The 26,666-nt window shown below is 71.5% G+C and carries 27 protein-coding genes; 6 read left to right on the top strand and 21 right to left on the bottom strand.

What is annotated here, in order from left to right:
- Positions 1 to 7: 7 nt before the first annotated feature.
- Positions 8 to 1,294 carry a geranylgeranyl reductase family protein gene (locus ACFWZ2_RS23305; protein WP_384548570.1) on the bottom strand — a complete coding sequence of 429 codons (1,287 nt, stop codon included), beginning with the start codon at positions 1,292 to 1,294 and terminating at the stop codon, positions 8 to 10.
- Positions 1,295 to 1,391: 97 nt separating this feature from the next.
- Between ACFWZ2_RS23305 and ACFWZ2_RS23310 the strand changes: the two genes are divergently transcribed.
- Both ACFWZ2_RS23310 and ACFWZ2_RS23315 read left to right on the top strand, forming a co-directional pair.
- On the top strand, positions 1,392 to 1,925 hold the full coding sequence (locus tag ACFWZ2_RS23310) for a GNAT family N-acetyltransferase (RefSeq protein WP_384548572.1): 534 nt from the start codon (positions 1,392 to 1,394) through the stop codon (positions 1,923 to 1,925).
- Positions 1,926 to 1,962: 37 nt separating this feature from the next.
- Positions 1,963 to 2,319: a PASTA domain-containing protein gene (locus ACFWZ2_RS23315; protein ID WP_384548574.1), complete on the top strand. Its 357-nt coding sequence runs from the start codon at positions 1,963 to 1,965 to the stop codon at positions 2,317 to 2,319.
- Between the two features lie 17 nt (positions 2,320 to 2,336).
- Here ACFWZ2_RS23315 and ACFWZ2_RS23320 read toward each other — a convergent pair whose 3' ends face one another.
- The 6 genes from ACFWZ2_RS23320 to ACFWZ2_RS23345 form a co-directional block, all read right to left on the bottom strand.
- Complete coding sequence (locus ACFWZ2_RS23320) at positions 2,337 to 4,700, bottom strand: zinc ribbon domain-containing protein (protein ID WP_384548576.1); 2,364 nt, start codon at positions 4,698 to 4,700, stop codon at positions 2,337 to 2,339.
- A gap of 167 nt (positions 4,701 to 4,867) precedes the next feature.
- Positions 4,868 to 5,563, bottom strand: coding sequence for a demethylmenaquinone methyltransferase (locus ACFWZ2_RS23325; protein ID WP_384548578.1), 696 nt, complete (start codon positions 5,561 to 5,563; stop codon positions 4,868 to 4,870).
- Positions 5,564 to 5,737: 174 nt separating this feature from the next.
- Complete coding sequence (locus tag ACFWZ2_RS23330; RefSeq protein WP_384548580.1) at positions 5,738 to 6,337, bottom strand: hypothetical protein; 600 nt, start codon at positions 6,335 to 6,337, stop codon at positions 5,738 to 5,740.
- A gap of 7 nt (positions 6,338 to 6,344) precedes the next feature.
- Positions 6,345 to 7,544, bottom strand: coding sequence for a cyclic dehypoxanthinyl futalosine synthase (gene mqnC / locus ACFWZ2_RS23335; protein WP_384548582.1), 1,200 nt, complete (start codon positions 7,542 to 7,544; stop codon positions 6,345 to 6,347).
- A gap of 70 nt (positions 7,545 to 7,614) precedes the next feature.
- The gene (locus tag ACFWZ2_RS23340; protein WP_384548584.1) at positions 7,615 to 8,334 is read right to left on the bottom strand and encodes a prepilin peptidase; all 720 of its coding nucleotides are present in this window, start codon (positions 8,332 to 8,334) and stop codon (positions 7,615 to 7,617) included.
- A 91-nt stretch (positions 8,335 to 8,425) separates the two neighbouring features.
- Positions 8,426 to 11,452: a BTAD domain-containing putative transcriptional regulator gene (locus ACFWZ2_RS23345; RefSeq protein ID WP_384548586.1), complete on the bottom strand. Its 3,027-nt coding sequence runs from the start codon at positions 11,450 to 11,452 to the stop codon at positions 8,426 to 8,428.
- 418 nt (positions 11,453 to 11,870) lie between these two features.
- On the opposite strand from ACFWZ2_RS23345, the gene ACFWZ2_RS23350 reads away from it, so the two are divergent.
- Both ACFWZ2_RS23350 and ACFWZ2_RS23355 read left to right on the top strand, forming a co-directional pair.
- Complete coding sequence (locus ACFWZ2_RS23350; protein ID WP_384548588.1) at positions 11,871 to 12,524, top strand: hypothetical protein; 654 nt, start codon at positions 11,871 to 11,873, stop codon at positions 12,522 to 12,524.
- Positions 12,512 to 13,615 (top strand): hypothetical protein, encoded by a 1,104-nt coding sequence (locus tag ACFWZ2_RS23355; RefSeq protein WP_384548590.1) that lies wholly within the window; start codon positions 12,512 to 12,514, stop codon positions 13,613 to 13,615. The genes ACFWZ2_RS23350 and ACFWZ2_RS23355 overlap by 13 nt, the downstream gene beginning before the upstream one ends.
- A 27-nt stretch (positions 13,616 to 13,642) precedes the next feature.
- Here the strand turns inward: ACFWZ2_RS23355 and ACFWZ2_RS23360 are convergent, their stop codons facing one another.
- The 9 genes from ACFWZ2_RS23360 to ACFWZ2_RS23400 form a co-directional block, all read right to left on the bottom strand.
- Positions 13,643 to 14,101, bottom strand: a complete 459-nt coding sequence (locus ACFWZ2_RS23360; RefSeq protein WP_384548722.1) for a TadE/TadG family type IV pilus assembly protein — start codon at positions 14,099 to 14,101, stop codon at positions 13,643 to 13,645.
- A 2-nt stretch (positions 14,102 to 14,103) separates the two neighbouring features.
- On the bottom strand, positions 14,104 to 14,550 hold the full coding sequence (locus tag ACFWZ2_RS23365) for a TadE/TadG family type IV pilus assembly protein (protein ID WP_384548592.1): 447 nt from the start codon (positions 14,548 to 14,550) through the stop codon (positions 14,104 to 14,106).
- Positions 14,547 to 14,981: a TadE/TadG family type IV pilus assembly protein gene (locus ACFWZ2_RS23370; RefSeq protein ID WP_384548594.1), complete on the bottom strand. Its 435-nt coding sequence runs from the start codon at positions 14,979 to 14,981 to the stop codon at positions 14,547 to 14,549. Before ACFWZ2_RS23370 ends, ACFWZ2_RS23365 begins: the two co-directional genes overlap by 4 nt.
- A gap of 58 nt (positions 14,982 to 15,039) precedes the next feature.
- On the bottom strand, positions 15,040 to 15,291 hold the full coding sequence (locus tag ACFWZ2_RS23375; RefSeq protein WP_384548596.1) for a hypothetical protein: 252 nt from the start codon (positions 15,289 to 15,291) through the stop codon (positions 15,040 to 15,042).
- A gap of 87 nt (positions 15,292 to 15,378) precedes the next feature.
- Positions 15,379 to 16,308: a type II secretion system F family protein gene (locus ACFWZ2_RS23380; protein ID WP_384548598.1), complete on the bottom strand. Its 930-nt coding sequence runs from the start codon at positions 16,306 to 16,308 to the stop codon at positions 15,379 to 15,381.
- On the bottom strand, positions 16,305 to 17,309 hold the full coding sequence (locus ACFWZ2_RS23385) for a type II secretion system F family protein (protein WP_384548600.1): 1,005 nt from the start codon (positions 17,307 to 17,309) through the stop codon (positions 16,305 to 16,307). Before ACFWZ2_RS23385 ends, ACFWZ2_RS23380 begins: the two co-directional genes overlap by 4 nt.
- A gap of 7 nt (positions 17,310 to 17,316) precedes the next feature.
- Positions 17,317 to 18,627, bottom strand: coding sequence for a CpaF family protein (locus tag ACFWZ2_RS23390; RefSeq protein WP_384548602.1), 1,311 nt, complete (start codon positions 18,625 to 18,627; stop codon positions 17,317 to 17,319).
- Positions 18,624 to 19,451, bottom strand: a complete 828-nt coding sequence (locus ACFWZ2_RS23395; RefSeq protein ID WP_384548604.1) for a hypothetical protein — start codon at positions 19,449 to 19,451, stop codon at positions 18,624 to 18,626. Before ACFWZ2_RS23395 ends, ACFWZ2_RS23390 begins: the two co-directional genes overlap by 4 nt.
- Positions 19,452 to 19,468: 17 nt before the next feature.
- A complete protein-coding gene (locus ACFWZ2_RS23400; RefSeq protein WP_384548606.1) occupies positions 19,469 to 20,191 on the bottom strand; it encodes a hypothetical protein in 723 nt (240 codons plus the stop codon).
- A 628-nt stretch (positions 20,192 to 20,819) separates the two neighbouring features.
- On the opposite strand from ACFWZ2_RS23400, the gene ACFWZ2_RS23405 reads away from it, so the two are divergent.
- Positions 20,820 to 21,713 (top strand): S1 family peptidase, encoded by an 894-nt coding sequence (locus tag ACFWZ2_RS23405; protein ID WP_384548608.1) that lies wholly within the window; start codon positions 20,820 to 20,822, stop codon positions 21,711 to 21,713.
- Between the two features lie 78 nt (positions 21,714 to 21,791).
- Here ACFWZ2_RS23405 and ACFWZ2_RS23410 read toward each other — a convergent pair whose 3' ends face one another.
- Positions 21,792 to 22,325: a DinB family protein gene (locus ACFWZ2_RS23410; protein ID WP_384548610.1), complete on the bottom strand. Its 534-nt coding sequence runs from the start codon at positions 22,323 to 22,325 to the stop codon at positions 21,792 to 21,794.
- A gap of 138 nt (positions 22,326 to 22,463) precedes the next feature.
- Positions 22,464 to 22,976 carry a hypothetical protein gene (locus ACFWZ2_RS23415; RefSeq protein ID WP_384548612.1) on the bottom strand — a complete coding sequence of 171 codons (513 nt, stop codon included), beginning with the start codon at positions 22,974 to 22,976 and terminating at the stop codon, positions 22,464 to 22,466.
- A 247-nt stretch (positions 22,977 to 23,223) separates the two neighbouring features.
- On the opposite strand from ACFWZ2_RS23415, the gene ACFWZ2_RS23420 reads away from it, so the two are divergent.
- On the top strand, positions 23,224 to 23,976 hold the full coding sequence (locus ACFWZ2_RS23420; protein WP_384548614.1) for a hypothetical protein: 753 nt from the start codon (positions 23,224 to 23,226) through the stop codon (positions 23,974 to 23,976).
- 66 nt (positions 23,977 to 24,042) lie between these two features.
- Here ACFWZ2_RS23420 and ACFWZ2_RS23425 read toward each other — a convergent pair whose 3' ends face one another.
- The 3 genes from ACFWZ2_RS23425 to ACFWZ2_RS23435 are packed head-to-tail and all read right to left on the bottom strand — an operon-like array spanning position 24,043 to position 26,641.
- On the bottom strand, positions 24,043 to 24,630 hold the full coding sequence (locus ACFWZ2_RS23425) for a hypothetical protein (protein WP_384548616.1): 588 nt from the start codon (positions 24,628 to 24,630) through the stop codon (positions 24,043 to 24,045).
- A 5-nt stretch (positions 24,631 to 24,635) separates the two neighbouring features.
- On the bottom strand, positions 24,636 to 25,259 hold the full coding sequence (locus ACFWZ2_RS23430) for a hypothetical protein (RefSeq protein WP_384548618.1): 624 nt from the start codon (positions 25,257 to 25,259) through the stop codon (positions 24,636 to 24,638).
- Complete coding sequence (locus ACFWZ2_RS23435; protein WP_384548619.1) at positions 25,256 to 26,641, bottom strand: hypothetical protein; 1,386 nt, start codon at positions 26,639 to 26,641, stop codon at positions 25,256 to 25,258. Before ACFWZ2_RS23435 ends, ACFWZ2_RS23430 begins: the two co-directional genes overlap by 4 nt.
- Positions 26,642 to 26,666 lie beyond the last annotated feature (25 nt).

Consider the following 26,666-nt stretch of genomic DNA (forward strand, 5'->3'; position numbering starts at 1 on the left):
CCGCGGCCTACGCCTTCGGCGCCACCTTGCTCAACCCGTTGATGATCCGGTCCATCGCGTCCCCGCCCGTCGGGTCCGTCAGGTTGGCGAGCATCTTCAGGGTGAACTTCATCAGGATCGGGTGGGTCAGGCCGCGCTGGGTGGCGATCTTCATGACCTTCGGGTTGCCGATGAGCTTCACGAAGGCGCGGCCCAGCGTGTAATAGCCGCCGTAGATGTCCTTGAGGGTCTGCGGGTAGTTCTGCAGGGCCAGTTCGCGCTGGGCGGGGGTGGCACGCGCGTGTGCCTGGACGATGACGTCGGCCGCGATCTGTCCCGACTCCATGGCGTAGGCGATGCCCTCGCCGTTGAAGGGGTTCACCAGGCCGCCCGCGTCGCCGACCAGGAGCAGGCCCTTGGTGTAGTGCGGCTGGCGGTTGAAGGCCATCGGCAGGGCGGCGCCGCGGATCGGCATCGTCATGTTCTCGGGGGTGTAGCCCCAGTCCTCCGGCATGGAGGCGCACCAGGCCTTGAGGACCTCGCGCCAGTCCAGCTCGCGGAACGCCTTGGAGGAGTTGAGGATGCCGAGGCCGACGTTCGACGTGCCGTCGCCCATGCCGAAGATCCAGCCGTAGCCGGGCAGGAGCCGGTCCTCGCCGGGGCCGCGCCGGTCCCACAGTTCCAGCCAGGACTCCAGGTAGTCGTCGTCGTGGCGGGGCGAGGTGAAGTACGTCCGGACGGCGACGCCCATCGGGCGGTCCTCGCGGCGGTGCAGGCCCATGGCGAGGGAGATGCGCGAGGAGTTGCCGTCGGCGGCGACGACGAGCGGGGCGTGGAAGGTGACCGGGGTCTTCTCCTCGCCGAGCTTGGCGTGCACGCCGGTGACGCGTCCGGTGCGGTCGTCGATGATCGGCTCGCCGACGTTGCAGCGCTCGTGCAGGCGGGCGCCCGCCTTCTGCGCCTGCCGGGCGAGCTGTTCGTCGAAGTCGTCGCGCTTGCGGACCAGGCCGTAGTCCGGGTAGGAGGCGAGTTCCGGCCAGTCCAGCTGGAGGCGCATGCCGCCGCCGATGATGCGCAGGCCCTTGTTGCGGAGCCAGCCCGCCTCTTCGGAGATGTCGATGCCCATGGACACGAGCTGCTTGGTGGCGCGGGGCGTGAGGCCGTCGCCGCAGACCTTCTCGCGCGGGAACGCGGTCTTCTCCAGGAGGAGTACGTCGAGCCCGGCCTTCGCCAGGTAGTACGCCGTCGTCGAACCGGCGGGCCCGGCGCCGACGACGATGACGTCCGCGGTGTGTTCGGAGAGGGGCTCGGTCACGGCGGGTTCTCCCCAAGGCTCGAAATCTGTGTGCCGACCGGCACGGGATACGGGCAGTCTATGAGGCGGTACCGATCAGCCAGCCGAAGGGCCACACGTGACCGACCGGACAGCGACCCTGCCCGCCGTACAACTGCGGGTTCCCACCGACGAGGACGCCTACGTCTGGCATCGGCTCTTCGACGACCCCGAGGTCATGGAGTTCCACGGCGGCGCGTCCGCCGAGCTCTCCATGTACGAGGAGCTGACCGCGCGCCAGCGCAGACACGACGCCGAACTGGGCTACTGCCTCTGGACGTTGCTCGACGCGGACGGCGAGCCGATCGGCTTCACCGGCGCGCAGCCCTGGCCGCGCGACTGGGGGCCCACGGGCGAGATCGAGATCGGCTGGCGGCTCGCGCGCCCGGCCTGGGGCCGCGGGTACGCGACCGCGGCGGCCCGCGCCACCATCGGCCGGGTGCGCTCGGCGGGCGTGCCGAGCGTGGTGGCGATGGTCGACGCCCGCAACGAACGGTCCGTCGCGGTGACCCGGCGGCTCGGCATGACGCTCGCCGAGACGTTCACCACCCCGTGGACACCGGACGACCCGGAACCCCGCCGCAAGGCCTACTGCTTCCGGCTCACCCTGTAGCGGGTCTACCCTGCCCGTACCGCAGGGGGTGACATCTGTGCGTATTCCGCCCGAGCTGCCCGAGCCGCTGCCGCCCGGGGTGCGTGTGCCGCGCCTGATCGGCCTGATGGCGATGGACGCGCGCGAGGCCGCCGCGCAGTACGGCGTGCGGCTCGTGGCACCCGATCGACCCGACTTCCACGACGTCGTCGTCGACCACGTCGTACGCCAGTATCCGCCGCCCGACGCGGAGGTGCCGCCGGGCGCCGCCGTCACCGTCTGGTTCGACCTGGGTCCCGGCGAGGGCGAGGGCGGCGCCGGGGTGCGCGAGCCGCGCCGCCCCGGGCCGCCGGGGGGTGGCGCGATGCGCCGCGAACTGGACGAGCCGGGGTCCGAGGTGACGGCCGTGTGGTGACGGCGCCCCGCGGCCACTCAGCCGGTGAGCCGCCAGGTGTCCAGCGCCGTCCGGTGCGTCTTCGCGCCCTCACCCGCGGGCAGGAAGTCCTCGCGCCAGGAGAACTGGATGGCGTACTCCGTGCCGTTGTCCGCGATGTAGCTCTGGTTGATGGCGTGGATCGTGCGGTCCGCCTCGTCGGTGTAGGTGTACTCCCAGATCGCGCCGTCCCGCCCCTGGAAGGTGTTCCGCTCCATGCGGACGCGCTCGTAGTCGGACTTGTCCGGGGCGGACTTGGTGTGCTTCTCGATGTTCGTGAAGTTCTCGTACGACGTGTAGGGCGCGTCCGTGACGACGCCGACGAGGAACTCCTCGCGCCCGGTCGAACCGGCGTAGGTGATCTGCCCGGGGCGCTGCGGGTCCACGTCCTGGCGGGTCCAGCCCTCGGGCGCCGCGAAGGAGAAGCCCTCGGGGTCCGTCATCAGCTCGGAGCCGTCGGGGACCGCCACCGAGCCGGCGCCCTGGGCGCCGTCGGTGTCCTCGCTCCTGTTCGGCTGCGGGCTCCCGGTCGCATCGGACGCCACCGGGCTCGGTTCCTGGGACTGGCTCGCCGAGGGCTTGGCGTCCTTGGCCGCCCCGTCCTTCATGTCGTCCCCGCCGTCCTGCCAGAGCAGGATCCCGGCCGCCGCGCCGCCGCCGATGACGACCGCCCCGGCGATCGTGGCCACCCAGACACCCGCGCGGCCACGGGAGTTGGGGGCGGCGGGCTGCTGTCCGATGTGGACGGCCTGGGGGGTGTGGGCGGGGGTGGCGCCGTGTTCGTACGACGGTGTGGGCGGTGCGCCCGGCACAGGCGGGGTCACGGGCGGGGTCACGGGTGGGGTCACGGGTGGGGTCACGGGTGCGGCGGGCGGTGTCGCCGGAGGCGTCGCGGGCAGGGCCTGACCCGTCTGCCGCCCCGCCATCTGCAGCAGGAACGGCGCGAGGAACGTCGCAGCGGCGATCCACAGCAGACCGAAGAGGAGCACTTCGGGGACGCCGATCCCCGCCTCCACACCGCCGCTGCCACTGGTCCCGCCGAACGGCGAACCCCCGCCCGCGCTCTGGCCCGACATCTCGACGCCGATCCCGCTGAAACCGGCGAGCAGCAGGATGAACCCGAAGAAGACGCCCGCGGCGAGGAGTTGCTCGCCGCGGCCCGCGCAGCGCCGCGCGGCCAGCACGCCGATCGTCAGCGCACAGACCAGGCCGAGCGCCAACGCCCCCACGATCGCCCAGTCGTTGGTGACATCGCCCAGTTCGGAGAGGCCGAAGGCGCCGCTCTGCTGTCCCCCGCCGTACGTCGAACTGCTGCCGCTCACCGAGGCGTCGGCGGACGCGCCCCAGCCGAGGCCGAGCGCCGTGACCGCGAGGTTCGGCAGAATCAGCAGCGCGACCAGGAGCGGGGAGAGGTCCGCGTCGTCGAGGTCGGTGAGTTCGGCCAGGTCGTCGATCTGGGTGAGGCTGATGAAGGCGACGACCGAGCAGAGCACGAGGACGACGGCGAGGGCGCGCAACGCGGTGCCGGTGGCCCGGACCAGGGCCTGCACACCGGGGTGCGCGGCCATCCGGTGGGCCAGGTCGTCGCGGTGCAACACCCCGCAGGAGACGGCGAGTCCGAGCAGCAGCGCACCCAGCGCGGCGAGCACCGGGGACGACGACAGCTCGACGCCCTCGATCTCGGGCTGCGCGAAGAGCGCGAGGACGAGCACGCCCGCGGTCACCGCCAGCGAGACGCGGACGGCCGCTTCGAGCCCCGACGTGCCGCCGTGCGCACCGCCGCCACCGTGCGTACCGCCGCCGCCCTGTGCGGCGCCGCGCACCAGGATGCGCCCTCGCAGTACGCGTACGCCGATGATCAGCGCCACGATCCACAGCGCGGTCACGGTCAGCGGGACGAAGTGCAGCGACGCGGTGCCCTGGAGCACCTGCTCCGAGGAGTCCGTGCCGAGCCCCGTCGACCCGCCGAACCCGGGCCGCTGCTCGCTGCCCGACAACTCGAAGCCGCCGCCCACGGATTGGAGCAGCAGCGCGAGGCTGATCCGCAGCCGGTCGGTGAAGTCGACGACCACCTCGTCGTCCTGGCCGTACGACGGAATGGCCAGCGCGACGGCGCCGAGCAGCAGGAGTACGACGGGCCACAGGGCGGCCTGCACGGCACCGGCCCAGTCCCCGCGGAACGTACGCCCGAAGAAGGCGCCGACGGGTGAGGGGGTGACGGGGGCGAGGGCGGGGGCCTGGGCCGGAGGCGGGGGCGGGGGCGTCCCGGGCTCGGCTTCCGGGAGCCGTTCGCGGCCGCACTTCATGCAGAAGCGGGCCTCCTCAGGAGCGGGAGCCCCGCAGTGTGGGCAGTACGACGCCATCGAAACGCTCCGTCAGTCCAGGAGATCACCAGCAAGAAGGACCGACCCGTAAGAACCGCATAAGGAAACGGCCGGGTCGTTACAACGGACATATCTTGCCCGGTGGCTGGTTCCCGTGGGCACGGGGAACCCCAGTCTCAACTGGAGCGTTATCAATGGCTGTTCGCTCAGGCCTGCTTGAAGCCCCGGTGCAGCGCCACCACTCCGCCGGTGAGGTTGCGCCAGGCCACCTTCGACCAGCCCGCGTCCTGCAGCAGCCCGGCCAGCGTCGGCTGGTCCGGCCAGGAACGGATCGACTCGGCGAGATAGACGTACGCGTCCGGGTTCGAGGACACCGCGCGCGCGACCGGCGGCAGCGCCCGCATCAGGTACTCCTCGTAGACCGTCCGGAACGGCGCCCACGTCGCGTGCGAGAACTCGCAGATCACGACGCGTCCGCCGGGCTTCGTCACGCGGTACAGCTCGCGCAGCGCGGCGTCCGTGTCCTGGATGTTGCGCAGCCCGAAGGAGATCGTCACGGCGTCGAACGTGTCGTCCTTGAACGGCAGCTTCGTCCCGTCGCCCGCGGTGAACGGCATCCACGGGTGGCGCTGCTTGCCGACCCGCAGCATCCCCATCGAGAAGTCGCACGGCACGACGTACGCACCGGCCTGCACGAAGGGCTGCGAGGAGGTGGCGGTGCCGGCGGCGAGGTCGAGGACCTTTTGCGCGGGGCGGGCGTCTACCGCCTTGGCGACCTCCTTGCGCCAGAGGCGGGCCTGGCCGAGGGAGAGCACGTCGTTGGTGAGGTCGTAGCGTTCCGCCACGTCGTCGAACATCGTGGCGACTTCGTGGGGCTGCTTTTCCAGGCTGGCTCGGGTCACTTGGTCATTGTGGCAGGCCGGGGTTCTTTCGCCTGCGGCGGGCATTTCGCTGTCGCGTCTGCCTTGTTCCGTCTCTGGCGGGTGCGGGTTTGTTGTGGTTGCTCGCGCCCACGCGGCGGAGCCGCAAATGTGACAGCCCCGCGCCCCTGACGGGGCTCCCCTCACGTCAGCTGTTCAGCGGGACCTGTACACCAAACGGCCCGCGATCACCGTTGCCACGCACGTCCCCGCCCCTCGCCCCACCAGTTCACCCCGGTCTGCGACATCGAAGACCGCGAAGCGGGCCGGACCCCCCGCTGCCAGCGGTGGGAGCAGGATCAGCGGAGTCGGCGACAGGGACGGTGGGCCCGGGAGGCGTGGTGGGCGGGCGCCCACTGCGAGGCCTGCTCTGCGGACCGCGTCCAGGGCGGGGCGGGCGCGCAGTTCGCCCGCGACGGCCACCGTGCCGTGGGCGAGGAGGCGCTGGACGCCGCGTCGGGCGCTGGCGCCGAGGCGGGAGGGGTCCGCGCGGAAGATCGCCAGGGCCCGCTCGCCGCCGATGGGCTCGGTGCCGAGCTCGGCGGCCTCGCGCGGGTCCGGGTGGTAGGTGGCTTCGAGGAGTTCGGGGCCGTACGGGTTGAGCAGGCCCGGCGTGAGGATGCCGGGCCAGCGCCGGACACGCGCGGAGGGGTGGGCGGCGGCCAGGTCCTCGTACGGGCCGACGGCGGCGATGGTCGCGCCGTCGGCCAGGACCGCCGCCTCCGGGGAGTGCTCGGCGACGTGAAGTGTCAGCAACAGGGCCTCAGTTGGTGGCGAGGAGCTTCAGCTCGGGGTGGGCCGTGCCGCCCTCGATCGCCGTGGAGGAGATGTGCGAGGCGACGCGGTCGTCGATCGGGTCGTTCGCCGGGTCGTCGTGCACGACGAGGTGCTCGTACGTGGTGGCGCGCTGGGCCGGGACGCGGTCCGCGGTGCGGATCATCTCGATCATCTCGCGCAGGTTGTTGCGGTGCTTGGCACCGGCCGAGGAGACCACGTTCTCCTCCAGCATCACGGAGCCGAGGTCGTCCGCTCCGTAGTGCAGGGTGAGCTGGCCCGCCTCCTTGCCGGTGGTCAGCCAGGAGCCCTGGATGTGCGCGACGTTGTCGAGGAAGATCCGGGCGATCGCGATCATGCGGATGTACTCGAAGATCGTCGCCTGGGTGCGGCCCTTGAGGTGGTTGTTCTCGGGCTGGTACGTGTACGGGATGAAGGCCCGGAAGCCGCCCGTCCGGTCCTGTACGTCGCGGATCATGCGCAGGTGCTCGATGCGCTCGGCGTTGGTCTCGCCCGTACCCATGAGCATCGTGGAGGTGGACTCCACGCCGAGGTTGTGGGAGATCTCCATGATCTCCAGCCAGCGCTCGCCGGACTCCTTGAGCGGGGCGATGGCCTTGCGGGGGCGCTCCGGCAGCAGCTCGGCGCCGGCGCCCGCGAAGGAGTCGAGGCCCGCGGCGTGGATGCGCTGGATCGCCTCCTCGACGGAGACCTTCGAGATGCGGGCCATGTGCTCGACCTCGGAGGCGCCGAGGGAGTGGATGACCAGCTGCGGGAAGTCCTTCTTGATCGCCGCGAAGTGCTTCTCGTAGTACTCGACGCCGTAGTCCGGGTGGTGGCCGCCCTGGAACATGATCTGGGTGCCGCCCAGCTCGACGGTCTCCGCGCAGCGGCGCAGGATGTCGTCGAGATCGCGGCTCCAGCCCTTCTTGGTGTCCTTCGGGGCGGCGTAGAAGGCGCAGAACTTGCACGCCGTCACGCAGACGTTCGTGTAGTTGATGTTCCGCTCGATGATGTACGTCGCGATGTGCTCGGTCCCTGCGTACCGGCGGCGGCGCACGGCGTCGGCGGCGGCACCGAGCGCGTGCAGCGGGGCGTCACGGTAGAGGTCGAGCGCCTCTTCCGGGGTGATCCGCCCACCTGCGGCGGCACGGTCGAGGACGGACTGGAGGTCGGCCTTCTCGGTCACCGGAGGTCCCTTTCGTAAGGGTTGCGAACGTACCGAGCCAGCCTACGCCAGGCCCCTCGGGCAGCCGACGTCAGGCGGAGTACGCCCCCAGGAGCACCCCGATGAATGCGCCCCCGATCAGGAACGGGCCGAACGGGATCGCCGTCTTGCGCCCGGCGCGGCGGGCGACGACGAGCCCCATGCCGTACAGCGAGGCCAGCAGGAACCCGGCGAAGGTGCCGAGCAGCAGCACGCCCCACCCGTACCAGCCGAGCACGGCCCCCAGGCTGAGCGCGAGCTTCACGTCCCCGAAGCCCATGCCGTTCGGGTTGATGAGGAAGAGCAGGAAGTACGCACCGGCCAGCGCGAGCGCCCCGTACAGCGAACCCGTCCACGAACCGCCCGCCTCGGGCAGCAGCGCGGCGCCCCCGAGCAGCACGGGCGCGGCGCCCGCGAGCGGCAGCGTGAGCACGTCGGGCAGCCGGTGCACGGTGAAGTCGACGGTGGCGAGCAGCACGCCGAAGGGCGCGAGCAGCAGCCAGACGCCGAGCTCGGGCCGTGCGCCGGTGGCGGCGGCGAGCGCGGCGCAGACGAGGGCGGTGGCGGGGGTGACCCCGGAGGTCCGGGGGCCGTACCAATCACCCTTCGGGCACCGGGCCAGCCCGACCCAGCTCACGATGGGGTCGCCCCCTGGCGTCTCGGTCCGCCAGTCCTCACCGGACGGGACCGAGAGCCGGTAGGCGGCGCGCGGCACGAACAGCCCGGCGAGGGCGCCCCAGAGGGCGCCGCCGAGGACGAGGATCAGTTGCAAGGGATTCCGTCTCCCCCGTTGTGGGCAGGCGTTCCGCACGGCGGAACGGGTGGGCACAACGCCCCGGTGCGGAGCACCGATGACCGAGGCGCTAGCTCACCGCAGTGAGGCCGCTGCGCCAAGCGGGAAGCAGCTCGTCGAGGAGCGCCTCCGTCCGCGGCGGCAGCCCCCGCGCACCGCTCCGTGCGACGAGATCCGCGGCGACCTGCTGCAGGCGGGCCGGGTCCTCCGTGGCGTGCGTGGCGCGCAGCAGCTCGTTCCAGAGCCGCTCGTCGCCCGGCGCGGAGCCGAGCGCCGCGTTGAGCGCCTCGATCGCCTTCTCCGCCCGCCCCTTCTCCAGGTGGAACTCGGAGAGCGCGAGCCCGATGTCGGCGACGAGCAGCGGCAGCTGCGCGTCGATGATCTCGTGCGTGAGCCAGGTGTACCGCCCCTGCGGCCGGTCCGCGAGCAGCGGCCCGCGCACCAGGACGAGCGCGTCGGTGAGCATGCGCCCGCGCACGGCACGGTTGTTGGCGCCGCGCCCCTGCGTGGCCTCGTGGTAGAGCGAGCGCAGTACGTCCAGGTCGGAGACGACGGACTTGGCGAGCGTGAGCCGGCCCGTCCGGTCGGCCCGCAGCCGCGGCGATCCGTCGGGCTCGGTGCCGAGCCACTCGCGCAGCCGGTCCACGAGCGCGTCCCGCACGTCGTCGGTGACGCCGCGCGGCCACAGCGCGGAGGCGAGCACCCGGGGGTGCACTCCCTCGCGGTGCAGGAGCAGCAGGGCAAGGGCCTCGTGCATCAGCGGGCTGCGCTCGCCGTCCGGGGTCTCCAGGCCGATGATCTCGTACGTACCGACGAGGCGGGCGTAGACCGCGGGCCGCCCCTGCTCGGTGACGTCGACGAGGAACGGCGGGGCCACGGCGGGCGCGCCGCCCTCGGGGCCCCCGGGGCTGCCCGCGCTCTCCGGGTCGGCCTCCGTGAACAGCCGTACGACGGCGCGCTGCTGGGCCTCCGGCAGCGCCTGCGCCTCCAGTTCGAGGCCGAGCAGCGGGGCGAGCAGCTTGCCCGCGCGGGTGATCTCCATCTGCCAGGCGGCACCCGGCAGGTCGCCGGACTCGGTGCCGACGAGGTAGCCGATGCCCAGCCTGCTGGCGTCGGCGGCGAGCTCGGCGAGCTTGATCGCGTCGTCCGCGTTCGGCTCGGCGGCGAGCAGCACGAGGTGCGGGGCCCAGCGGGTGTGCTGGGCGGGGCCGGTGCGGCCGGTGAGCACCGAGTCGTGGCCCGCGGCGCCGAGCGCGCCGCGCCGCTGCCGGGTCTCGGCCTCCATGGTCTCGATGAGCGCCTCGACGTCCTCCAGGTGACGGAGGCGGTTGGGCGCGAGCGGGGTGAGGTCCTGGCCGAAGCCGACGACGGTGATCGTCATGCGGTCCGACCAGCCGTTGGTGGCGAGCTCGGCGGCGACCGAGGCGAAGACGGCCGCGCGGTCGGCCTCGCTGCCGCTCAGCGAGACGATGCCGGGCACGGACTCCAGGTTGAGCAGGAGCCGCGAGTCGTCCAGGGTGCCGAGGCTGACGAGGCCCGGGTAGGGCGCGGCGGTGTCGACGTCCTCGTACCGCTCGGCGTCGGTGCGCGCCAGCATCCAGAACGTCTGGTCCTGCCCCAACTGCCAGGGGGCGGGCGGCCGTCCGGCGGGCTGCGCGAGCTGGAGGTGCAGATCGCCGTTGCTCAGCCACGCGGCGTACACGGTCGGCAGGGGGCGGTTCTCCTCCGCGAGCGCGGCGGCGAGACCCCGCAGCGACAGGTCGAGGAGGCGTACGCCCTCGGGGTCGGCGCCCACGAGCAGCGCGTCCTGCACGTCGGCCGCGTCGCCGGTCGGCGTTGGCGGCTGCATGCCGCGGCGGCCGCCCGCCGCGCCCATGGCGGACTGCCACAGGGCGTGCCGCCTGCGCCGGCCCAGCGCCAGGAGCAGGCCCGCGGCGAGGAGGGGGGCGCCGAGGAGTGCCTCGGGGAGGCCGAAGGAGGAGTCGTCGGAGGCGCCGGTCGCGGCGGGCGTCCGGTGCGGCTGCTCGCCCTTGCCCTGGCCCTGTCCGTCCCCCGCGGGGCGCTGCTCGGGAAGCGAGATGTGCGCGGTGTCGCGGTCGACGGAACCGCCGCCGCCCTGGTGACCGCTGCCGCTGCCGCTGCTGCCTTGTTCGCCGCCGCCCTGCTGGTGGTCCCCGGACTTCGCGTAGTCGGAGATCTGCTCCTGCACGTCCTTGGAGACCTTCGGCGCCTCGTCGGGCATCTCGACGATCTCGCCGCCGTACGCGTCCGCGGGCATCTCCATGATCCAGCCCGGGCGGATGAGGCTCGCCTCGGAAAGCCGCGAACCGTCGGGCTGCTCGCGGTCCTTGTTGAGCTGGTAGATCTCCTTGTACCTGCGGCCGTCGCCCAGGTGCCGCTCCGCGACCTCCCACAGGGAGTCGTGGTGACGGCCCTCCGGGGGCTGGATCCGGTAGTACTTCGTGTCGCCGTCCTTGGCGCTGCCGCCGCCCTCCGCGTGCGCGGCGGCCTGCTCTGCCTGCGCGGCGAGGGCGTCGGCGGCGCTCGCGGCCTGCTGCTGCTCCTGCCCGAACAGACCCGGGGTCTGCTGGGCGGAGGCGGCCGACGCGGGCTTCTGGTTCCCCTCGAGGGACTGCCCGAACTGCGAGAGCCCCGGCGCGAAGCTGGCTGCCGTGGCGCCCACGAGCAGCAGGGCGGCGACCAGTTGGCGCGCGAGCAGCTGACTGCCGCCCGCGCCCGGCACCCGGCCGGGAATGCCGACACCGGAGAACGCGGCCTTTATCTCCACGAGCACACAGGCGGTGAACTGCGCCCAGGCGAGCCAGACGACGACGGTCAGCACGTTGATGAACGTGCTGACGGTGATCTCCTGCTGCAGCCAGTCCAGGGAGGGCGCACCGCCCGGCAGCGGCCAGCCCACGAAGTACGCGAGGGCTCCGGGCACGCCGACGAGGAGCACGGTCAACGCGACGAAGGCAAGGAACGCCTTGACGAAGTCACCGAAGGAACGACGGCGCCCCGGCAGGGGCTGCGGCGTCCTGTTCCGCGGAGACTGCGGGTTCGGCGGGCTCGTCGAGTTCGAGGTGGTGCGCGCCATGGCGGGTGTCCTGGTGTCCTGTGGTGAGGAGTGGATGAAGCTGGTGGATTCGGATCGGTGGCATGAGCCTACTGAGGTGATGGTACGGAAGGTGCCGAAGGTCAGACAGGGGCATCAGCCCTCCCACCTGCCCGTTTCATCACCTCCCGCACCAAAGGCCCGACTCTCCCTGCGCGGTTGTGTCCCCGGCTGATCGCCCGGCGCCCGAGTCCGACGCCATCCGTCACAGTTCCGGCACGGAATCGCTGCGCCCGCGTAGCACTTACCAACTGTTCACTTCCGTCACCTCGATGACCACGAAATCCTTCCCTCAGCGCTCAGCTACCGCCCAAGCCCACTTGGTAGCTTCGTTCTCTCCTGCACACCTGCACACCCGCACCCATCCGCGTGTATGCCGAAACTCTGGGGGACTGTGATCGTGGCCCGACGCGCCCTTCCCACCGCCGCCGCCTTCGCCGTCGGTACGGCGCTGCTCCTGACCGCCTGCGGCGGCGGTGGCGACGATTCCAGCGACAAGATCGAGGGGGCGGGGGGTGGTTCGGACTCGCCGTCGGCTTCGGCGCCGGCGTCGGCCGACGCGGATCGCCCTGACGTCAGCGTGCCGAAGGACCTTGAGCTCGTCTTCGACTTCTCGGCGCCGTCGGACCCCAAGCAGGCCAAGGCGGTCGACAACGCGGCCAACTACATCCGGGCCCTCAAGCACGGCATCGTCAAGCAGGACGTGAACGACCCCGCCTATCAGTACTACTCGGGTGCGCAGGCCGCGCAGTACGCGAAGACCCAGATCAAGGAGTGGGTCGACGGCGGCTGGGTGCCCACGGGGAAGGACCGCTACTTCAAGTCCGAGGCCACGGAGCTGAGCGGCGGCAAGGCCGTCCTCGTCACCTTCTGCCGCAACCAGGCGAAGTCCTTCAGCAAGGACATCAAGGGCGGAAAGGTCCATTACGGCAAGGAATCGCTCGACAGCTACCAGAAGTTCAGCGTCCTGATGAGCCCGCCGAACGGCGCGGACAAGGTCTGGAAGGCACAGAAGATCGAGGTGCAGGGGAGGGTCAAGGAATGCCGAGGATGACCGATGGCTTCCGTTCGTGGAAGTTCCTGGCAGCAGGTGTCGCGGTACTGACGTTGGGGGCCGCGGGCACCGCGCACGCCGACGACATCCCTGGCGGCACGACGAAGCCGCCCGCCGACGGGACGACCGGAGGAGGCGCCGACAAGAACGGAAACCTGTCGGCCGGCGCCTCCTCGATCAAGTTCTCCTATCCCGGCGGCAACAGCGGAGGCGGCGGGAAGAAGGGCAACCTCGCCCCGATCGACCCCAACTGGAAGCCCCCGGCCTGCTGGTACGAGCCCGCCTTCACCTCCAAGGAGCTGAAGGACTTCGTCGACAAGGACGGCGGCGGCGACGTCGGCATCCACGAGTCGTGGTTCGGCAAGGGGCTCTGGACCGACCACTACCGCGACGGCAAACCGGCGGACAACTTCGACCTCCACTCCCCCAAGAACAGCTCCGCCGAGGGCTACAAGGACTACAACGAGGGCAAGGACGGCCGCTTCTGGCGCGGCGTCGCCCCCGACGACTCCGACCCGAAGTCATGGGACTGCGGCCGCATCATGTTCTGGGTCGACGGCGGCAAGATCCCGGACGACCCGAACGCGCCGACGGCGAAGATGCTCGCCGAGTACGCGTACGACAAGGTGAAGGTCCCCGAGACCAAGGTGGAGCTCAAGCCCGCCGCCAAGTCGACGGTGAACCTGCCCACTTGGGCCTGGCTGGACAAGGGCACCTTCAAGGAGGTCAAGGTCCGCGCCGAACTCCCGAACACGCCCCTGTGGGCCGAGACCACCGCCAAGCCCAAGTCGCTTCATCTGGAGCCCGGTACCGATGACGCGGAGACGTTTCCCGCGTCCGGGGAGTGTGCGATCAATGAGGACGGCAGCATCGGGACGCCGTACAAGAAGGGGAGCTCCAAGGAGGAGCCGCCGTGCGGGATCACGTACCTGCGGGCGACGAACGGTGAGCCGTATCAGCTCAAGGCGTCCGTGACCTGGGAGATCTCCTGGGTGGGATCGGACGACGACGACAAGCACGGCTTGCCGAACGGCACCTTCGAGACGACTCAGGACATGAACGTCCAGGAAGTCCAGTCCATCAACCGCTAGTACGGCGACGGGCGGGGCCGCCGCCGCTCAGCCGACCTGGTTCTCGGCGACGGCGCGGCCCTTCACCGTCACGTCACCGCCGTAGAACATGCCCGTGAAGACCGGGCTGTAGGTCATCTGGACCTCGACCTCGACCTGTTGGGCGTTGGCCGTCACGCAGTGGGTGCCCGCGACGTCCGCGCCGATCAGGCCCGCTTCCTCGACGAAGGCGCGGACCCGGGCGCCGCAGTTCTCGTAGTTGATGGGGGCGCCCTTGGCACCGTCGTAGATGCCCTCGGTGTCGAGGTCCTGCGCGGCGTAGCGCGCGGCCTGTTCCGCGATGTCCGCGGCGCGTTCCCGCTTGGAGATGGACAGGCCGCCGTCGATGACGAACGCGGAGAGCGTGAGGAAGACGATGGCGAAGATGATGACCGCTCCGGCGCCCGAGCCGCGGTCGTCGAGGCGGTCGCGGCGGGCTGCGAGCCAGTCGCGCACGGCCGGGGACAGGGTCACGCCGACCTCCGGTAGGGGTCGAGCGGAGAGCTGAACTCCGCCTTCAGGGTGGTGGCGACGTCGAGGCCGAGCATGGCGAGGCCCTTCACCCGGCAGCTCACCTCGACGGTGAAGAAGGGGTCGACGTCGGGGTCGAATCCGGCGCTCTTCTGGATGACGCTGACCGGGCCGGAGCAGACGTCCGCGAGGTCGGCCTGCGCGGCCTTCCTCGCCTCGGCCATCGCCGTGCCGTGCTCCTTCTGGATCGAGCCCGCGCGGGCGGCGTCGCGGGCCGCGCCGTCGATGGCCCCGCGGCCGTCCACGAGTTGGCCGAAGGCCACGAGGACGAGGATGAAGAGGATCATCACGGGGGCCAGGAACACGACTTCGATGCTGGAGAGCCCCCGGTCGCCGTGGTCGTCGTGGCGGAACTCCCCGTCCTCGCCGGAGCACTGCCGCCTCACTCGTTCTCCTCCACGAACCGCTCCACCGGTCCCGCCGACTGCGCGTGCACCGTCATGTCGAGTCCGGGGAAGACCGAGGGCACCTTCGCCGTGACCTCGACGCCGACCGTGTTCTGGCCGGGCTCGATGGCCTTCACGGCCGGGTTGAGGACCAGTTTCGGGCCGAGTTGGCGGATGTAGGCGTCGGCGACGTCGCGTGCCTCGCCCCGCCAGCCGCCCGCGTTCTCGTCGGCCGTGGCGCGGGCCTTGCGCGCGCCCGCCTGGGCGGCGGCCTGGGCGACATGGTCCGCGAAGAAGTACAGCGCGAACTGCACCGTAGCGAAGATCATGAAGAACAGGACCGGGGTGAGCAGCACGAACTCGACCGCGGTCATGCCGGATTCGCCGCGGGTGGAGGCGGCCTCCACCCTGCGGCGCACGAATCCACGCATTCTTCGCACCCGAACCCCGTCGCCCTTCACGATGCCGTCAGTAGCCGAAGCGGTGGCGTCAGCAGGTGCTGCCCGCGTCCGCGCCCTCGATGCAGTCGCTGACCTTGTGCGCGCCCTTGTCCAGGGCCGCGTTGATCACCGCTGCGACCACACCGACGATCGCGACCACGACGGCCGAGATGATGACCCACTCGACCGCGGACGCACCGCGGTCGAGCTCGCCGGAGCGGGCGCGCTGCACCCGGCCCTGCAGGAAAGTGATCATGAAGTCCAGACCCGGGTTGCCGGTGCTGAAGTTCCGTCCGTTCATGGTGAGTTGTCCTCTCAGGAGTGGTGGGGGGATGGGTGCCGGGCCCCGTTGTCGTCCGGCACCGCCGTCGTCGTTGGACCGCTGCCGCTAGACCTGGAACACGCGCATCGCCGCCGGGTAGATGAGGAAGACCAGGAATCCCGCGCACAGCATCAGCTGTGCGACCAGCATCGACTGGGACTTCTCGCCCGCACTGCCTTCGATCTCGGCGAGTTCGCGGTGCCGCATCGTCTCGGCGCGGGAGGCGAGCGACTCGCGCACCTTCGCGCCGTCGTCCGCCACCAGCGCCAGGGACGCCGACAGGTCCTTGAGCTCTTCGACGCCCAGTTCCTCGCCGAGCGAGCCGAGGGCCTGCCACTGGCTGACGCCCGTGATGCGGGCATCGGCCAGAGCATTTCGGATGCGTTGCGTCGCCCATCCGTCGGAGACTTCCGCCGCCGCCATGAGCGCCTCGGGGAGGCCACGGCCACCCGCGAGGCTCATCGACACCAGGTCCAGATAGGCGCCGATGACGCGGCGCAGATCGCGCCGCTTGTCTGCCGCGTCCCTGCGTACTTCCAGGTCCGGCAGGAAGAAGAAGAGCGCGCCGAACATCAGCGCGAGCCACACCGGGATGATCGGGCTGCGGCCGATGCCGAGCGTCCAGATGACGGCGAAGAGGAAAGGACCGAAGAACACACCGACCGCGGCCAGCAGGACCTTGGTCGCCAGGAACTTCTCCCAGCTGCGGTCAAGGACCGCCAGGTCCGCGCGGAGCGAGCGCTGTTCCCAGCCCTGCTGGAGGTAGAAGTCCGCGACCCGCTGGCCCACGCGGGACCGCATGGCCCCGAACCGGCCGGGGGTCTCGGTGTCCGACGTGGCCCGCTGCGACTCGTACGCCGCGCCGCGCGCCCGCATCGCGTCGATGCGGGCGACCGTCGCGACCGCGCTGCGCTTGGACGGCATCAGGGCGCGTACGAGGGCGAAGATGCCGAGGCCGAGGACGGCGCCGATCACTATCGGCATGGTCAGGCTCATCGACGTACCCCCTCAGGATTCGAGTAGCCGGGAAGACCCTGCTGGACCGGCTGCTCCGGGCCGCCGGGCACCGGGGCACCGGCGGGACCGCGCGGGCGCACGAACTGCACGCCCGGCTCGTCCTTGACGAGGAAACGGTCCGGCGTCTCCACCGTCGACAGCTTCCGCAGCCACCAGAACCCGAGCGCGAACAGGCCGCAGACCAGGGCGAGTACGGCCTGTCCCACCGCCGTGCCGTACGGCTCGACGAAGTCGCGGTTGAAGATGGAGAGGCCGAGCACGAAGGCGACCGACACCGCCACCACGATCTGCACCGAACGCCGCGTCGACGCGCGCTGCGCCATGACGCGCTGGCGCATGTCGACCTCCTCGCGCGCCGACTTGGCGAGCGCGCCGAGGACGTGGCGCAGACCGGGGCCGCGCAGCTTCGCGTTGAGGATCAGCGCCGCGACGATGATGTCCGCCGACGCGTCGTCGATCTCGTCGGCGAGCACCTGCAGCGCCTCGGGCAGCGGCGTGCGCGCGCGGAGCCGGTCCACGAGGGCGTCCAGGTGCGGGCGGAGCACCGGGGCCGCGGCCCGCGCGGACGCCGGGATGGCCTGTTCGAGGCCGACCGCGCCCGCGATCGTGTCGCGCAGGGACTCGGTCCAGGCGGCGAGCGCCTCGACGCGGCGCATCTGCGCGCGTTCCTCGGCGGCGCCGCCGAAGAGCTTGTCCCAGAAGAAGACGAGGATGCCTGCGGCGATGCCCGCCACCGCCCAGCGGGTCAGCAGCAGGACGACCAGGCCGACGCCGATCGCCGCGGAACCACGGCGGCCGATGAAGGCGATCAGTTCGCTCGCCCGCTCGCTCGCCCGGTGTTTCTCGTGGGCGGGCCGTGCGGGCAGACCGCGCACCGCGATCGCGAGCAGCGCGAGGCCGCCGCCCGCGGCGACGCCGCAGCTGAGCGCGTACAGGACGGGCAGCGAGAAGATGCCGCCCATCGAGCCGAGTGAGTTCATGTCGTGCTCACCCCCATTGCCCGGCGGGCCGGTAGCCGAAGGCCGCCAGGTCGTCCATGCAGGCGATCGGCGCGTGGGCGACGACGCGGCCGTCGGGGGCCTCGGCGAAGACCTCGCTGGAGAGCACCCGCCCGTCGACGCCGTTGACCTCGCGGACCGAGGTCACCATGCGCTGGAGCTTGCCGCCGGACTGGTAGTCGTTGCGCCGCTGGATGAAGACGACGAAGTTCACGGCGCCCGCGACGAGCATCTGGCTGGCCTCGATGGGCAGCCGCTCGGACGCCTGCAGCGCGTATGTCGAGATGCGGTTGAAGACCTCGCTGGAGCTGTTGGCGTGGATCGTGGAGAGCGAGCCGTCGTTGCCCTGCGACATCGCGTTCAGCATCGTCACGATCTCGTCGCCGAGCACCTCACCGACGATGACGCGGGAGGGGTTCATACGGAGCGAACGGCGCACCAGCTCCGCCATCGAGATCTCGCCCTGGCCCTCGGAGTTGGGCAGCCGCTCCTCGAACGCCACGACGTTCGGGTGCAGATCGGCGAAGGTGTCGAGGCCGAGCTCCAGGGCGCGCTCGACGGTCACCAGGCGCTCGTGCGGCGGGATCTCGTTGGCGAGGGCCCGCAGGAGGGTGGTCTTTCCCGCGTTCGTCGCGCCCGCGATCATGATGTTCTTGCGGGCCCGGACGGCGCAGGCCAGGAAGTGGCCGATCTCCGGCGTCAGGGTGCCGTTGCCCACCAGGTCCGACATGAAGACCTTGCCCATGCGGGCGCGGCGGATGGAGAGGGCGGGGCGGCGCGTGACGTCCATGACCGCCGACAGACGCGAGCCGTCGGGCAGCCGGAGGTCGAGCTGCGGGTTGGCCGAGTCGAACGGGCGGGACGACAGGCCCGAGTAGGCGCCGAGCACCTGGATGAGCTCGACGAGTTCCTCGTCGGTCTCCGCGACCGGGTCGGCCTTGACCTCGCGGCCGTCGGCGAATCCGACGAACACCTGGTCGCAGCCGTTGATGTCGATGTTCTCGACCTCGGGGTTGTCGAGCAGCGGCTGCAGCCGTCCGACGCCGAAGAGCGCGGCGTGCACGGCGGCCGCGTACTGCTCCTCGGTCTCGGCGTCGAGCGGGGTGCGCCCGGCGTTGATCTCCGCGCGCGCGTACTCCTCGAGGATCTGCGCGATGACGGCGCGGGCGTAGTGCCGCTCGTCCTCGCCCGACATCGGGGTGACGCCGGAGACCTGGTCGAGGCGGCGCTGCTCGGCGATGCGGTCACCGGCGTCCTGCCGGAACCGCTTGACCAGCTGGTGGTCGACGGGTGCGCTCATCGGCCCGCCCCGGCGGTCGGGTTGGCCCAGGCCGCCCCGTACTGCTGGTACAGGTCGACGGTCACCTTGCGGGCCGACCGGATGAGCATCGACTTGTCGAGCCGGCCGCGCCTGCGCCCGGCCAGCTGCTCGGCGCCCGCCGGGTCGTCGGCGAGGGTGCCCACGACCCGGGCGCCGGTCTGCGCGGCCACCAGCATGTCGTTGACCTGGTGGACGAGCTTCGCGGATGTCGAGGGGTCGGCGATCAGGAGGACACCGATGAGCGGCTGGGCGAGCGTCGCCGCGCCGCGCGGTCCGCCGTGCAGCTTGGCGGCCAGGGCCGCGGCCCGGTCGCGCACGCGCGCGATGGCCTCGGGCTCGGTGCGCGAGACGAGCAGGACGAGCGCCGCCTGCGGGAAGAGTTCGACGGCCGGGGTGTCGCCGCTGATCCGCCCGCAGTCCGCGATGACGTCGGCGGGCGCGTGCGGCGAGTCGGCGAGCTGCGAGAACGCGCGGCCGAGCGTCGGCCACAGGCCCGCGAGCCCGGCGGCCTGCTCGGCGATGCCGAGTCCGACGAGCACTTCGAGGCCGCCCGACAACGGCTGGGTGTGGTCCCAGAGTTGGTCGGGCACGAGGCCGCGCCGGGCGGTGGCGGCGATGCTCAGCATGCCGGTGTTGGGGTTGAGCGGGCCGCCGTGCGCGGCGGCACTGCGGTAGACCAGGTCGCCGCCGGCCGGGTCGGTCTCCGCGACGAGCACGCGGCGCGGCCAGACGGCTGCGAGCGCGACGGCGGCGGTGGTGACGCCGGGGGACCCCTTGTCCGCGGCGAGAGCGATGAGCGCCATGTCTCTTCTACTCGCCTCTAGTTGCTGTTGTCGGTGACGCGGACGATGACGACCTTGCCGTCGGACGCGGAGCTGGCAAGACCCGCGACATCCTCCTGCGGTACGAGCAGGGTGATGTTCAGGTTGCCCGTGCTCACGGTGGCGTCGCTCTTGGCCGCGATGGTGTTCACGCGGGCCGAGGACACCAGCGGCTCACCGGCCGCGGCACCGCTGCCGCTCGCCGAGCCCTTGCCGGTGGAGGTGCCCGATACGACCGGGTACGCGGCGACGGTGTCACCGGCCTTCAGGTCGGCCGGGTACTGGCCCTCCTTGAGGGAGAGGCCGACGGATGCCTTGCCCGCGGGCAGGCCCGAGCTCTTGGCGAACATCTCGCCGACGGCCACGGCACCCGCGGGAATGGCGCTCTTCGCCTTCAGCTTGGTGAGGGCGCCGCGCTGCTCCCACTTCACGTAGTTGATGCCGCCGTCGTCGGCGACGAGCACGGAGTCGATGTTCTTGCCCTCGGCAGGGGACTCGCCCGCGGCGATGGGCGCGGTCACCCGCACCACCTCGATCCGGTCACCGGCCCGCAGCACGAGGACCGTGGCGCCGAGCGCGCCGACGAGGATGAGCAGGACGGCCAGTGCGGCGAGTGCCGGTTTGCGCTCGCGAGGCGGCGCGGGAAGGCGCTCACCGACGCCTGGCTGAACCGGCGCGGCGGAACGGTTGTTGCCCGCCCCCGTACGCTCCTGGATCTTCACGCAACTGCTCCCCGCACGCCCAAGAAGATTCGGTCAATTTCCATCATTCGCGACACTCGCGACTCTCTACGCTCCACCTCGGGCGGGCTATTCGGCCCCAGGCTCAGTGTCAAGTCATCGCACCGTATCAGCAGCACATAAGCCCCTCAAGGCGCGTTAAGGATCGTGAAGCGCAGGCCCCTCATCGTTACCCACGCGCAATCCGCACTCCCTGGTTCCGACGCCGTTCCGCGATCCGGCGGGGGTCGGATTGATGTGCGTACGCGAATTGAGACGCTTTGCACGACAGGGCACTTGTCGGCCATGAGAGGGACGCACGGGAGACCCCGACCGGTTCCCACCTGGCGCTCCCCGCTCGGCGACGCACACCTCCCCCGGGAGTGCCGTCACGGAACGCGCGCCACTCCTCCTCACAACCCACGCAACTCGGCCCCACCCCAAGCCGAATGAACCGGACCCCCTCCATTCCCCTCTCACATTCCGGCGCGAGGGGATTCGAGAAGAGTTGTTGAACGACAGACCAAACGTCGTTCATTTCACGGCAGTTGACAGTTCTTTGGTCCGGACCTTTCGCGTGCATCGAGCAATGACCGCAATTCCTGTCGCACGAAAGAGAAACCAACCCCCCATGAGAACCCCCACGACAACCCCCACGACAACCCCCACGACAACCCTCACGAGAACGGCCGCCGGGATCGCCGCGTCCGCCGCCGCTCTGGCGATGGTCGCCACCACCGCGCCCGCCGCGCACGCCATCGTCGGCGGCACCGAAGTCTCCAATGACGCCTACCCGTTCATGGTGGCGCTCCTCGAAAAGGGCTCCGGCAGCCCGCTCGACCGCCAGTTCTGCGGCGGCAGCCTCGTCACGCCGGACACCGTCGCGACGGCCGCGCACTGCCTCGTCGACGAAGCGGGCAAGCCGGTCAAGCCGAAGTCCCTCCAGGTGGCCGTCGGGCGCACCGTGCTCTCCGCCAAGCAGGGCCAGATACGCAACATCGCCAAGGGCGGCGTGGTCGTGCACCCGCGCTACCTCAAGGGCAAGGAAGCGTACGACGTGGCGTTCCTGCAGCTGGAGAAGCCGGTCACGGGCATCGCCCCGGTCGCGCTCCCCACGCAGGGCACCGACGCCCTGATCCGCCCCGGCCAGAAGGCCACGGTCGCGGGCTGGGGCAACACGGACACCGAGATGACCTACACCCCCGACCGGCTGCGCCAGGTCAAGGTCCCGATCATCTCGCACGCCGAGTGCGGCACGAGCTACAAGGAGTACGACTCGAAGGTCAACTTCTGCGCGGGCGTGGAGGGCAAGGACTCCTGCCAGGGTGACAGCGGCGGCCCCATCTTCCGCAACGTCCCCGGCCGCAGGGCCCCCATCCTGATCGGCGTCGTCTCCTACGGCGACGGCTGCGGCGCGCAGGGCGCCCCCGGCGTCTACACGTCCCTCAGCTCGGCCAAGCTGTGGAAGACGCTCGACGAGTCGCCTTCGGGCAAGAAGGTGAAGCGGGCGTTGAACCGCCGCTGATCCTCCGGGAATTGAGGCGGCCCGGGGTGGTGGTGCACTTCCACGGCTCCGGGCCGCCGCCCCTCTCCCCTGCTTCGCCTACTCCCCCGTCGCTCCGTCGATGCGCTCCCTGAGGAAGTCCGCGTGGCCGTTGTGGCGGGCGTACTCCTCGATCATGTGGGTGAGGATGTAGCGGAGGGAATACGTCTCGTCGCGGAAGCGAACCGTGGTGTCGAGCGAGTCGGCGGCGTCCACCAGGGCGCGGGAGCGCGCGCACTCCGCGTGCCAGACCTCGAACGCCTCGTCGGGGTCGGCGTCCGCCACGTCGAAGTCGGCGTACGCGCCGGGCACCCCGCTCTGCCAACGGGCCCGCAGCCCCTCGCCGTTCAGCACATTCCTGAACCAGCTCCGCTCCACCTCCGCGAGGTGCCGGACCAGCCCGAGCAGCGACATCTCCGAGGGCGGCACGGCCCGCTCCCGCAACTGGTCGGCGGTCAGGCCCGCGCACTTCATCGCGAGGGTTTCGCGCTGGTACTGGAGGAAAGCGGTGAGCGAGGCCCGCTCACCGGCCCCGGCACGTGGGGGTTCGTTCCTGGGGCGGGCGGGCGCGTGAGGGAGCGTGTCGTCGGGCATCGGGCCATCATGCCGACGCCCGGTCGAGGGCTGCTCGGAATTTCTCTCCGGGGTGGTGGTCGGGGGGAGTTGAGGGGGGCGGGGGCGCCTCCGGTCCCGTGCTCGGCGTGCTCCGCGTGCTCGGCGTGCTCCGCGTGCTCAGCCGATCGGTCCCCAGTCCCGCCGTGGACGCGGCGGTTCCGGTGCGGGCCGTCGGGCGGTCGCCCGTTCCGTACGGCGTGATTCCGTCGCCGTGAAGTACAGCGTGAGCAGGGACAGAACCGTGATGGGCAGCCCGAGGAGACCGCCGAAGCCGAGGGCGAACCAGCCGGAACTCTCGCCCGCGGCGACCTGGCGGACGCCGGTGACGAGGAGGGCCACGGTGGCGACCGCCCAAGGGAGGGTCCAGGGCCAGGGGTTGGGCTCGGGGACCGGGGGCTCGCGGCGGCCGGTGCAGAAGGCGGCGTACCAGTAACGGGCGCACCACCAGGCGACGGTGAGGAAGGCGACGGCTCCCGCTCCGAGCCCGGTACGGGCCGGCATGCCGGTACCGGCGGCGAACATGGCGATCAGCAGGCCGGTGCCGATGCCGCCCGTCCCTAGGAACAGCATCGTCCCGACGACGAGCCGGTGCCGACGGCTGCCGTCCAGGGCGCGGGGGGAGATGTACATGGCGATACACCCTAGGCGGGCGGGTGGTTGGCGCATCTCTGGAAGGCGCCCTCGGCGGTGCGTCGGGCCGTCCGATGCGCCCGTGCCGGTCGGTCGGACCGCACAACAGACAGTCCGGACTGCACAACAGACAGTCCGGACCGCACAGTAGAGTGCCGCGGACGCACGGTCCCACCCGTCACAGGAACGACATCCTGCAGGCCCATGACCGACCGGGGCGCGCAGGGGCGACAGATCAGGAGCCCTCATGAAGAAGCAGAAGCAGAAGCGGAATCGGACCGCTGTGGCCGTGCCCCTTCTCGCCCTCCTCGCCGCCGCGGCCCTCAGCGGCTGCGGGGGCTCCGACTCGGACTCCGGTTCGTCGGACGACTCCGCCGGCAACAAGCCCAAGGCGTCCGCCCCGGAGGCCGTGGAGCCCGCGGCCAAGCTCGACGACGTCGCCCTGGCCAAGGACGAGGTCAAGGGATTCACGGTCAAGAAGCCTGACCAGGAGTACGCGTTCGCCAAGTCCAGGGACGAGATCAAGGTCGGCAAGGCGGGCTGCGCCCCGCTCGCGTACGCGACGAACCAATTCCCCCTGGGCAGCCCGGAGTCCGACCTGACGCGCGTCGCCACGGGCGCGAAGGGGCCCGGCGCGTTCACCTACGTCACGCTCGCCACGTACGCGAAGGGCGGGGCGAAGACCGCCCTGGCCGAGTTCTCCAAGGCCGTCGGCTCCTGCGGCGGCGGCTTCACGGCCAAGGCGGGCGGCAACACCAGTACGTACACCTCCGTCACCGCGGAGTCCGCGGCCAAGCCTGCCGGTGCCGACGAGTCCGTCGCCTTCAAGGCCACCACGGAGTACCAGGACCTCACGCACACCGTGCGCGGCCAGGCCGTGCGCCACGGCGAGACCCTCGCGCTCTACTTCGCGGTCGACGGCCTTGCGTTCACCCAGTCCCGGCCCGGCGACGCGAAGGTCGCCACCGCCGTCGTGGACGCGCAGAGCGCGAAGCTCTGAGCCCCGGCAGTGCCCACTGCGTGAGCGGCGCCGCCCGCCTTGAGGCTCTTGAGGCCTGGGGGCCGCTCACAGCGACAGCGTCTGCGCCATGCCGTCGACGATCTGTTCCAGCGTCTCGTCGAGCACCGGCTCCGTCCAGGACACGTACATCGTGAGGGCGCCGTCGGCCCCGGTGGGGCGGATGCCGTGGATGAGGGTGCGGATGACCGGGCGGGGGCCGAGGAGCCGCTTCTTCCCGCCGATGAGGTTCTGCCGGATGCGGACGGCCTCGCCCAGCGGCAGTCGTACGTCACGGACGTCCGGTTCCCCGAAGTCACTCGCACTCAAGTGCTCCGTCAGCCACGGCAGCGTGATCACCGGGACGGTGTCGTCGGGCAGGACGGCGTCGAGTTCGAGGATCGCGGCCACGGTGGGGTGGCCGCTCAGGTACCAGCCGAAGGCGGCCAGCGGTTCGCGCGTACGGCTGTCGGACGCGGCGCGCTTCAGGTCCCGGCTCAGCCGCCGCGCGTCACCCCGCTCGCCGTCCCGCTCATAGCGTGCGACGAGTTCGTGGCCCTGCTGCTCCGCCCAGTAGTCGAGGTCGAGGGTGTCCGTGACGGGGAAGGGCACCCAGTCCTCCGAACACTCGATCCCGATGTTCGTCAGATCGGTCATGAGGGTCACTCCGTCCAGGTCAGCGAGTCGGCCACGGCGTCGAACAGGCCCGCCATCGCGTCGGCGAGCGGTTCGAGCGGCGTCGAGAAGGAGAGCAGCAGGAAGGCCGTCGTACCGGGGACCGGCACGTGGTACTCCACGGACGTGGAGGCGTACGCACGGTCCGTCGCGTCGTCCGCGGGCTGCGCCACCTGCTTCCTGACCCGCACCGCGGCGCCCGACGTCAGCTCCTCGACGCTCACTTCCTGCCCCGCGGGGCCCCCGTCGGCCAGGGCCCGCGCCAGCGCGTCGAGCGGCAGTTCCTCGGCGTGCCGGAGGGGCGCGAGCGTGACCAGGAGGGAGGCGGGGATGGTGAAGGGGCCCACCTCCTGAAGGCTCAGATAGAGCTCGATGCCACCGCTGCGGTGCGCCTTGGCCGCCCGGTTCCGCAGGTCCTTGCGCAGCCCCTCCTTGAGGTGGGGCGCGTTGTCGATGCCCTGGAACTGGCGCTCCACGAGGGCGGCGACCGACTTCTCCCGCTCGTCCGGATCGAGCAGGATCCGGAACCATCCGTCGGGGAGCAGGAGCCGGTAGTCGCTCGGCGGGGCGTCCGCCTGCGGCTGCCGCGCGGCCTTGTCCGGGTTCGTCACGACGACGTCTCCTGCTGTCGGGCCTGCCGGTCGAGCCGGCAACGGCTGCGTACCTGATGGATCGCGTACGGAAGTGCTTGGAGGAGGCCCGCGGCGCCGCCCATGGCCATCGCCGCCCACGCCGCGGCGGGGTGCGCGTCGATGAGCCGGGTGCCCTGCGCCACGGAGAAGAAGGCCCCGACGGCCATGACGGCCGTGGAGGAGACGCCCACGAGGGTGCCGGGGAAGCGGGACATCGCCCGGGCCTCGCGCGCGGACGCGGGGAGCATGCGGAGCCCGAGGGCCGGGCCCTTGGGCCAGTCGGCGCGCCCCGTGAGCCTGCGCTCGGTGGCGGTGAGGCCCATGGCGCGCTGGAGCGCCGCCCAGCCGTCGCGACCTGCGCTGTCGCCGCCGAACCACTGGTCCCAGGGAAGGACCGCCCGGATCTGCCGGTCGGGACCGCGCAGTTCGACCCCCACGGGCGCACCCGCCCTGTCCCGTACGAGAACGAGTGAGGTCACGGCATGCGGACCCCTGCGGGCCAGCCAGTGCTCCTGCCCGGCAAGGTCCTTGAGGACCAGGTCGCGGTCCTGCACCCGCAGCTCGGTGGCGCGGCGGAACCTGACGGTGGCGCCCGCCCCGGGCGCCGGGCACGGGACGATCCGGGCCACCACGGCGGGCACGCCGCGCCTCAGCCGCAGCCGGGTCCAGGCGCGCAGGGCGAGGCGGGCCACCGGTGCGGTCAGTGCGGCGGCCGCCGAGACCAGGACGAGCCACGGCGTGTCCGCGCCGGAGAAGACCAGCACGGTGAAGGCGGCGAACCAGACGAACGCGGCGGCGCCGCGCACCGTCCAGTACCAGACGGGGAACGTGCTGCCGGGCGTCAGCCGGGGGGCGCGGGTCCGCCGGTCCACGAGCGGGTCGTTCTCGTCCCGCACGGTGTGCAGCGGGATGCCCGCGGCGGCAAGCAGGCCCGCCGCGCCGGTGCGGGCGAGGAGCTGCTCCCCCTGGACGTAGCGCTTCGGCAGCTCACCGGACTCGGGCAGCCAGTCGTCGAGGTCGAGGGCGGCGATCAACTCGCCCTCGCCGTTCTGGAGTTGGAGCTCGCCCCAGGAGCCGCGGACGGGTGGGCCCATGCGTTCGGCGTCGGGGCGCGGCACGTCGATGAAGACGGCGCGGCTGATTGCGCCGCCGTCACTGGTATCGCTGCTGCCCTTGCCGCCGATCCGCAGCCGTCGCCGCGTGCCGGAGCGTCCCCGCAGCACCAGCTCGTCGCCCTCGACGAAGAGCCGGGCCCGGCGGCTCAGCTCCACGCCGGGGCCCCGGTCGGCCCTCGGGCGCAGGGCGGGTTCCTGCGGGGCGGGTTCCCCGGGAGCGGCGGGGCGGCGGGCGTCGTCGTTCATGTGGGATGTGGTGCGCATGTCGATC

Source organism: Streptomyces sp. NPDC059002, assembly GCF_042740435.1.
Classification (GTDB): domain Bacteria; phylum Actinomycetota; class Actinomycetes; order Streptomycetales; family Streptomycetaceae; genus Streptomyces.

Bases quoted from the DNA above. Each gene is read 5' to 3' on its own strand.
- ACFWZ2_RS23320 (WP_384548576.1), bottom strand. From the start codon at position 4,700: ATGGCGTCGTACTGCCCACACTGCGGGGCTCCCGCTCCTGAGGAGGCC.
- ACFWZ2_RS23345 (WP_384548586.1), bottom strand. From the start codon at position 11,452: ATGGCGCGCACCACCTCGAACTCGACGAGCCCGCCGAACCCGCAGTCT.
- ACFWZ2_RS23355 (WP_384548590.1), top strand. From the start codon at position 12,512: ATGCCGAGGATGACCGATGGCTTCCGTTCGTGGAAGTTCCTGGCAGCA.
- ACFWZ2_RS23370 (WP_384548594.1), bottom strand. From the start codon at position 14,981: ATGCGTGGATTCGTGCGCCGCAGGGTGGAGGCCGCCTCCACCCGCGGC.
- ACFWZ2_RS23375 (WP_384548596.1), bottom strand. From the start codon at position 15,291: ATGAACGGACGGAACTTCAGCACCGGCAACCCGGGTCTGGACTTCATG.
- ACFWZ2_RS23380 (WP_384548598.1), bottom strand. From the start codon at position 16,308: ATGAGCCTGACCATGCCGATAGTGATCGGCGCCGTCCTCGGCCTCGGC.
- ACFWZ2_RS23385 (WP_384548600.1), bottom strand. From the start codon at position 17,309: ATGAACTCACTCGGCTCGATGGGCGGCATCTTCTCGCTGCCCGTCCTG.
- ACFWZ2_RS23390 (WP_384548602.1), bottom strand. From the start codon at position 18,627: ATGAGCGCACCCGTCGACCACCAGCTGGTCAAGCGGTTCCGGCAGGAC.
- ACFWZ2_RS23395 (WP_384548604.1), bottom strand. From the start codon at position 19,451: ATGGCGCTCATCGCTCTCGCCGCGGACAAGGGGTCCCCCGGCGTCACC.
- ACFWZ2_RS23405 (WP_384548608.1), top strand. From the start codon at position 20,820: ATGAGAACCCCCACGACAACCCCCACGACAACCCCCACGACAACCCTC.
- ACFWZ2_RS23410 (WP_384548610.1), bottom strand. From the start codon at position 22,325: ATGCCCGACGACACGCTCCCTCACGCGCCCGCCCGCCCCAGGAACGAA.
- ACFWZ2_RS23415 (WP_384548612.1), bottom strand. From the start codon at position 22,976: ATGTACATCTCCCCCCGCGCCCTGGACGGCAGCCGTCGGCACCGGCTC.
- ACFWZ2_RS23420 (WP_384548614.1), top strand. From the start codon at position 23,224: ATGAAGAAGCAGAAGCAGAAGCGGAATCGGACCGCTGTGGCCGTGCCC.
- ACFWZ2_RS23425 (WP_384548616.1), bottom strand. From the start codon at position 24,630: ATGACCGATCTGACGAACATCGGGATCGAGTGTTCGGAGGACTGGGTG.
- ACFWZ2_RS23435 (WP_384548619.1), bottom strand. From the start codon at position 26,641: ATGAACGACGACGCCCGCCGCCCCGCCGCTCCCGGGGAACCCGCCCCG.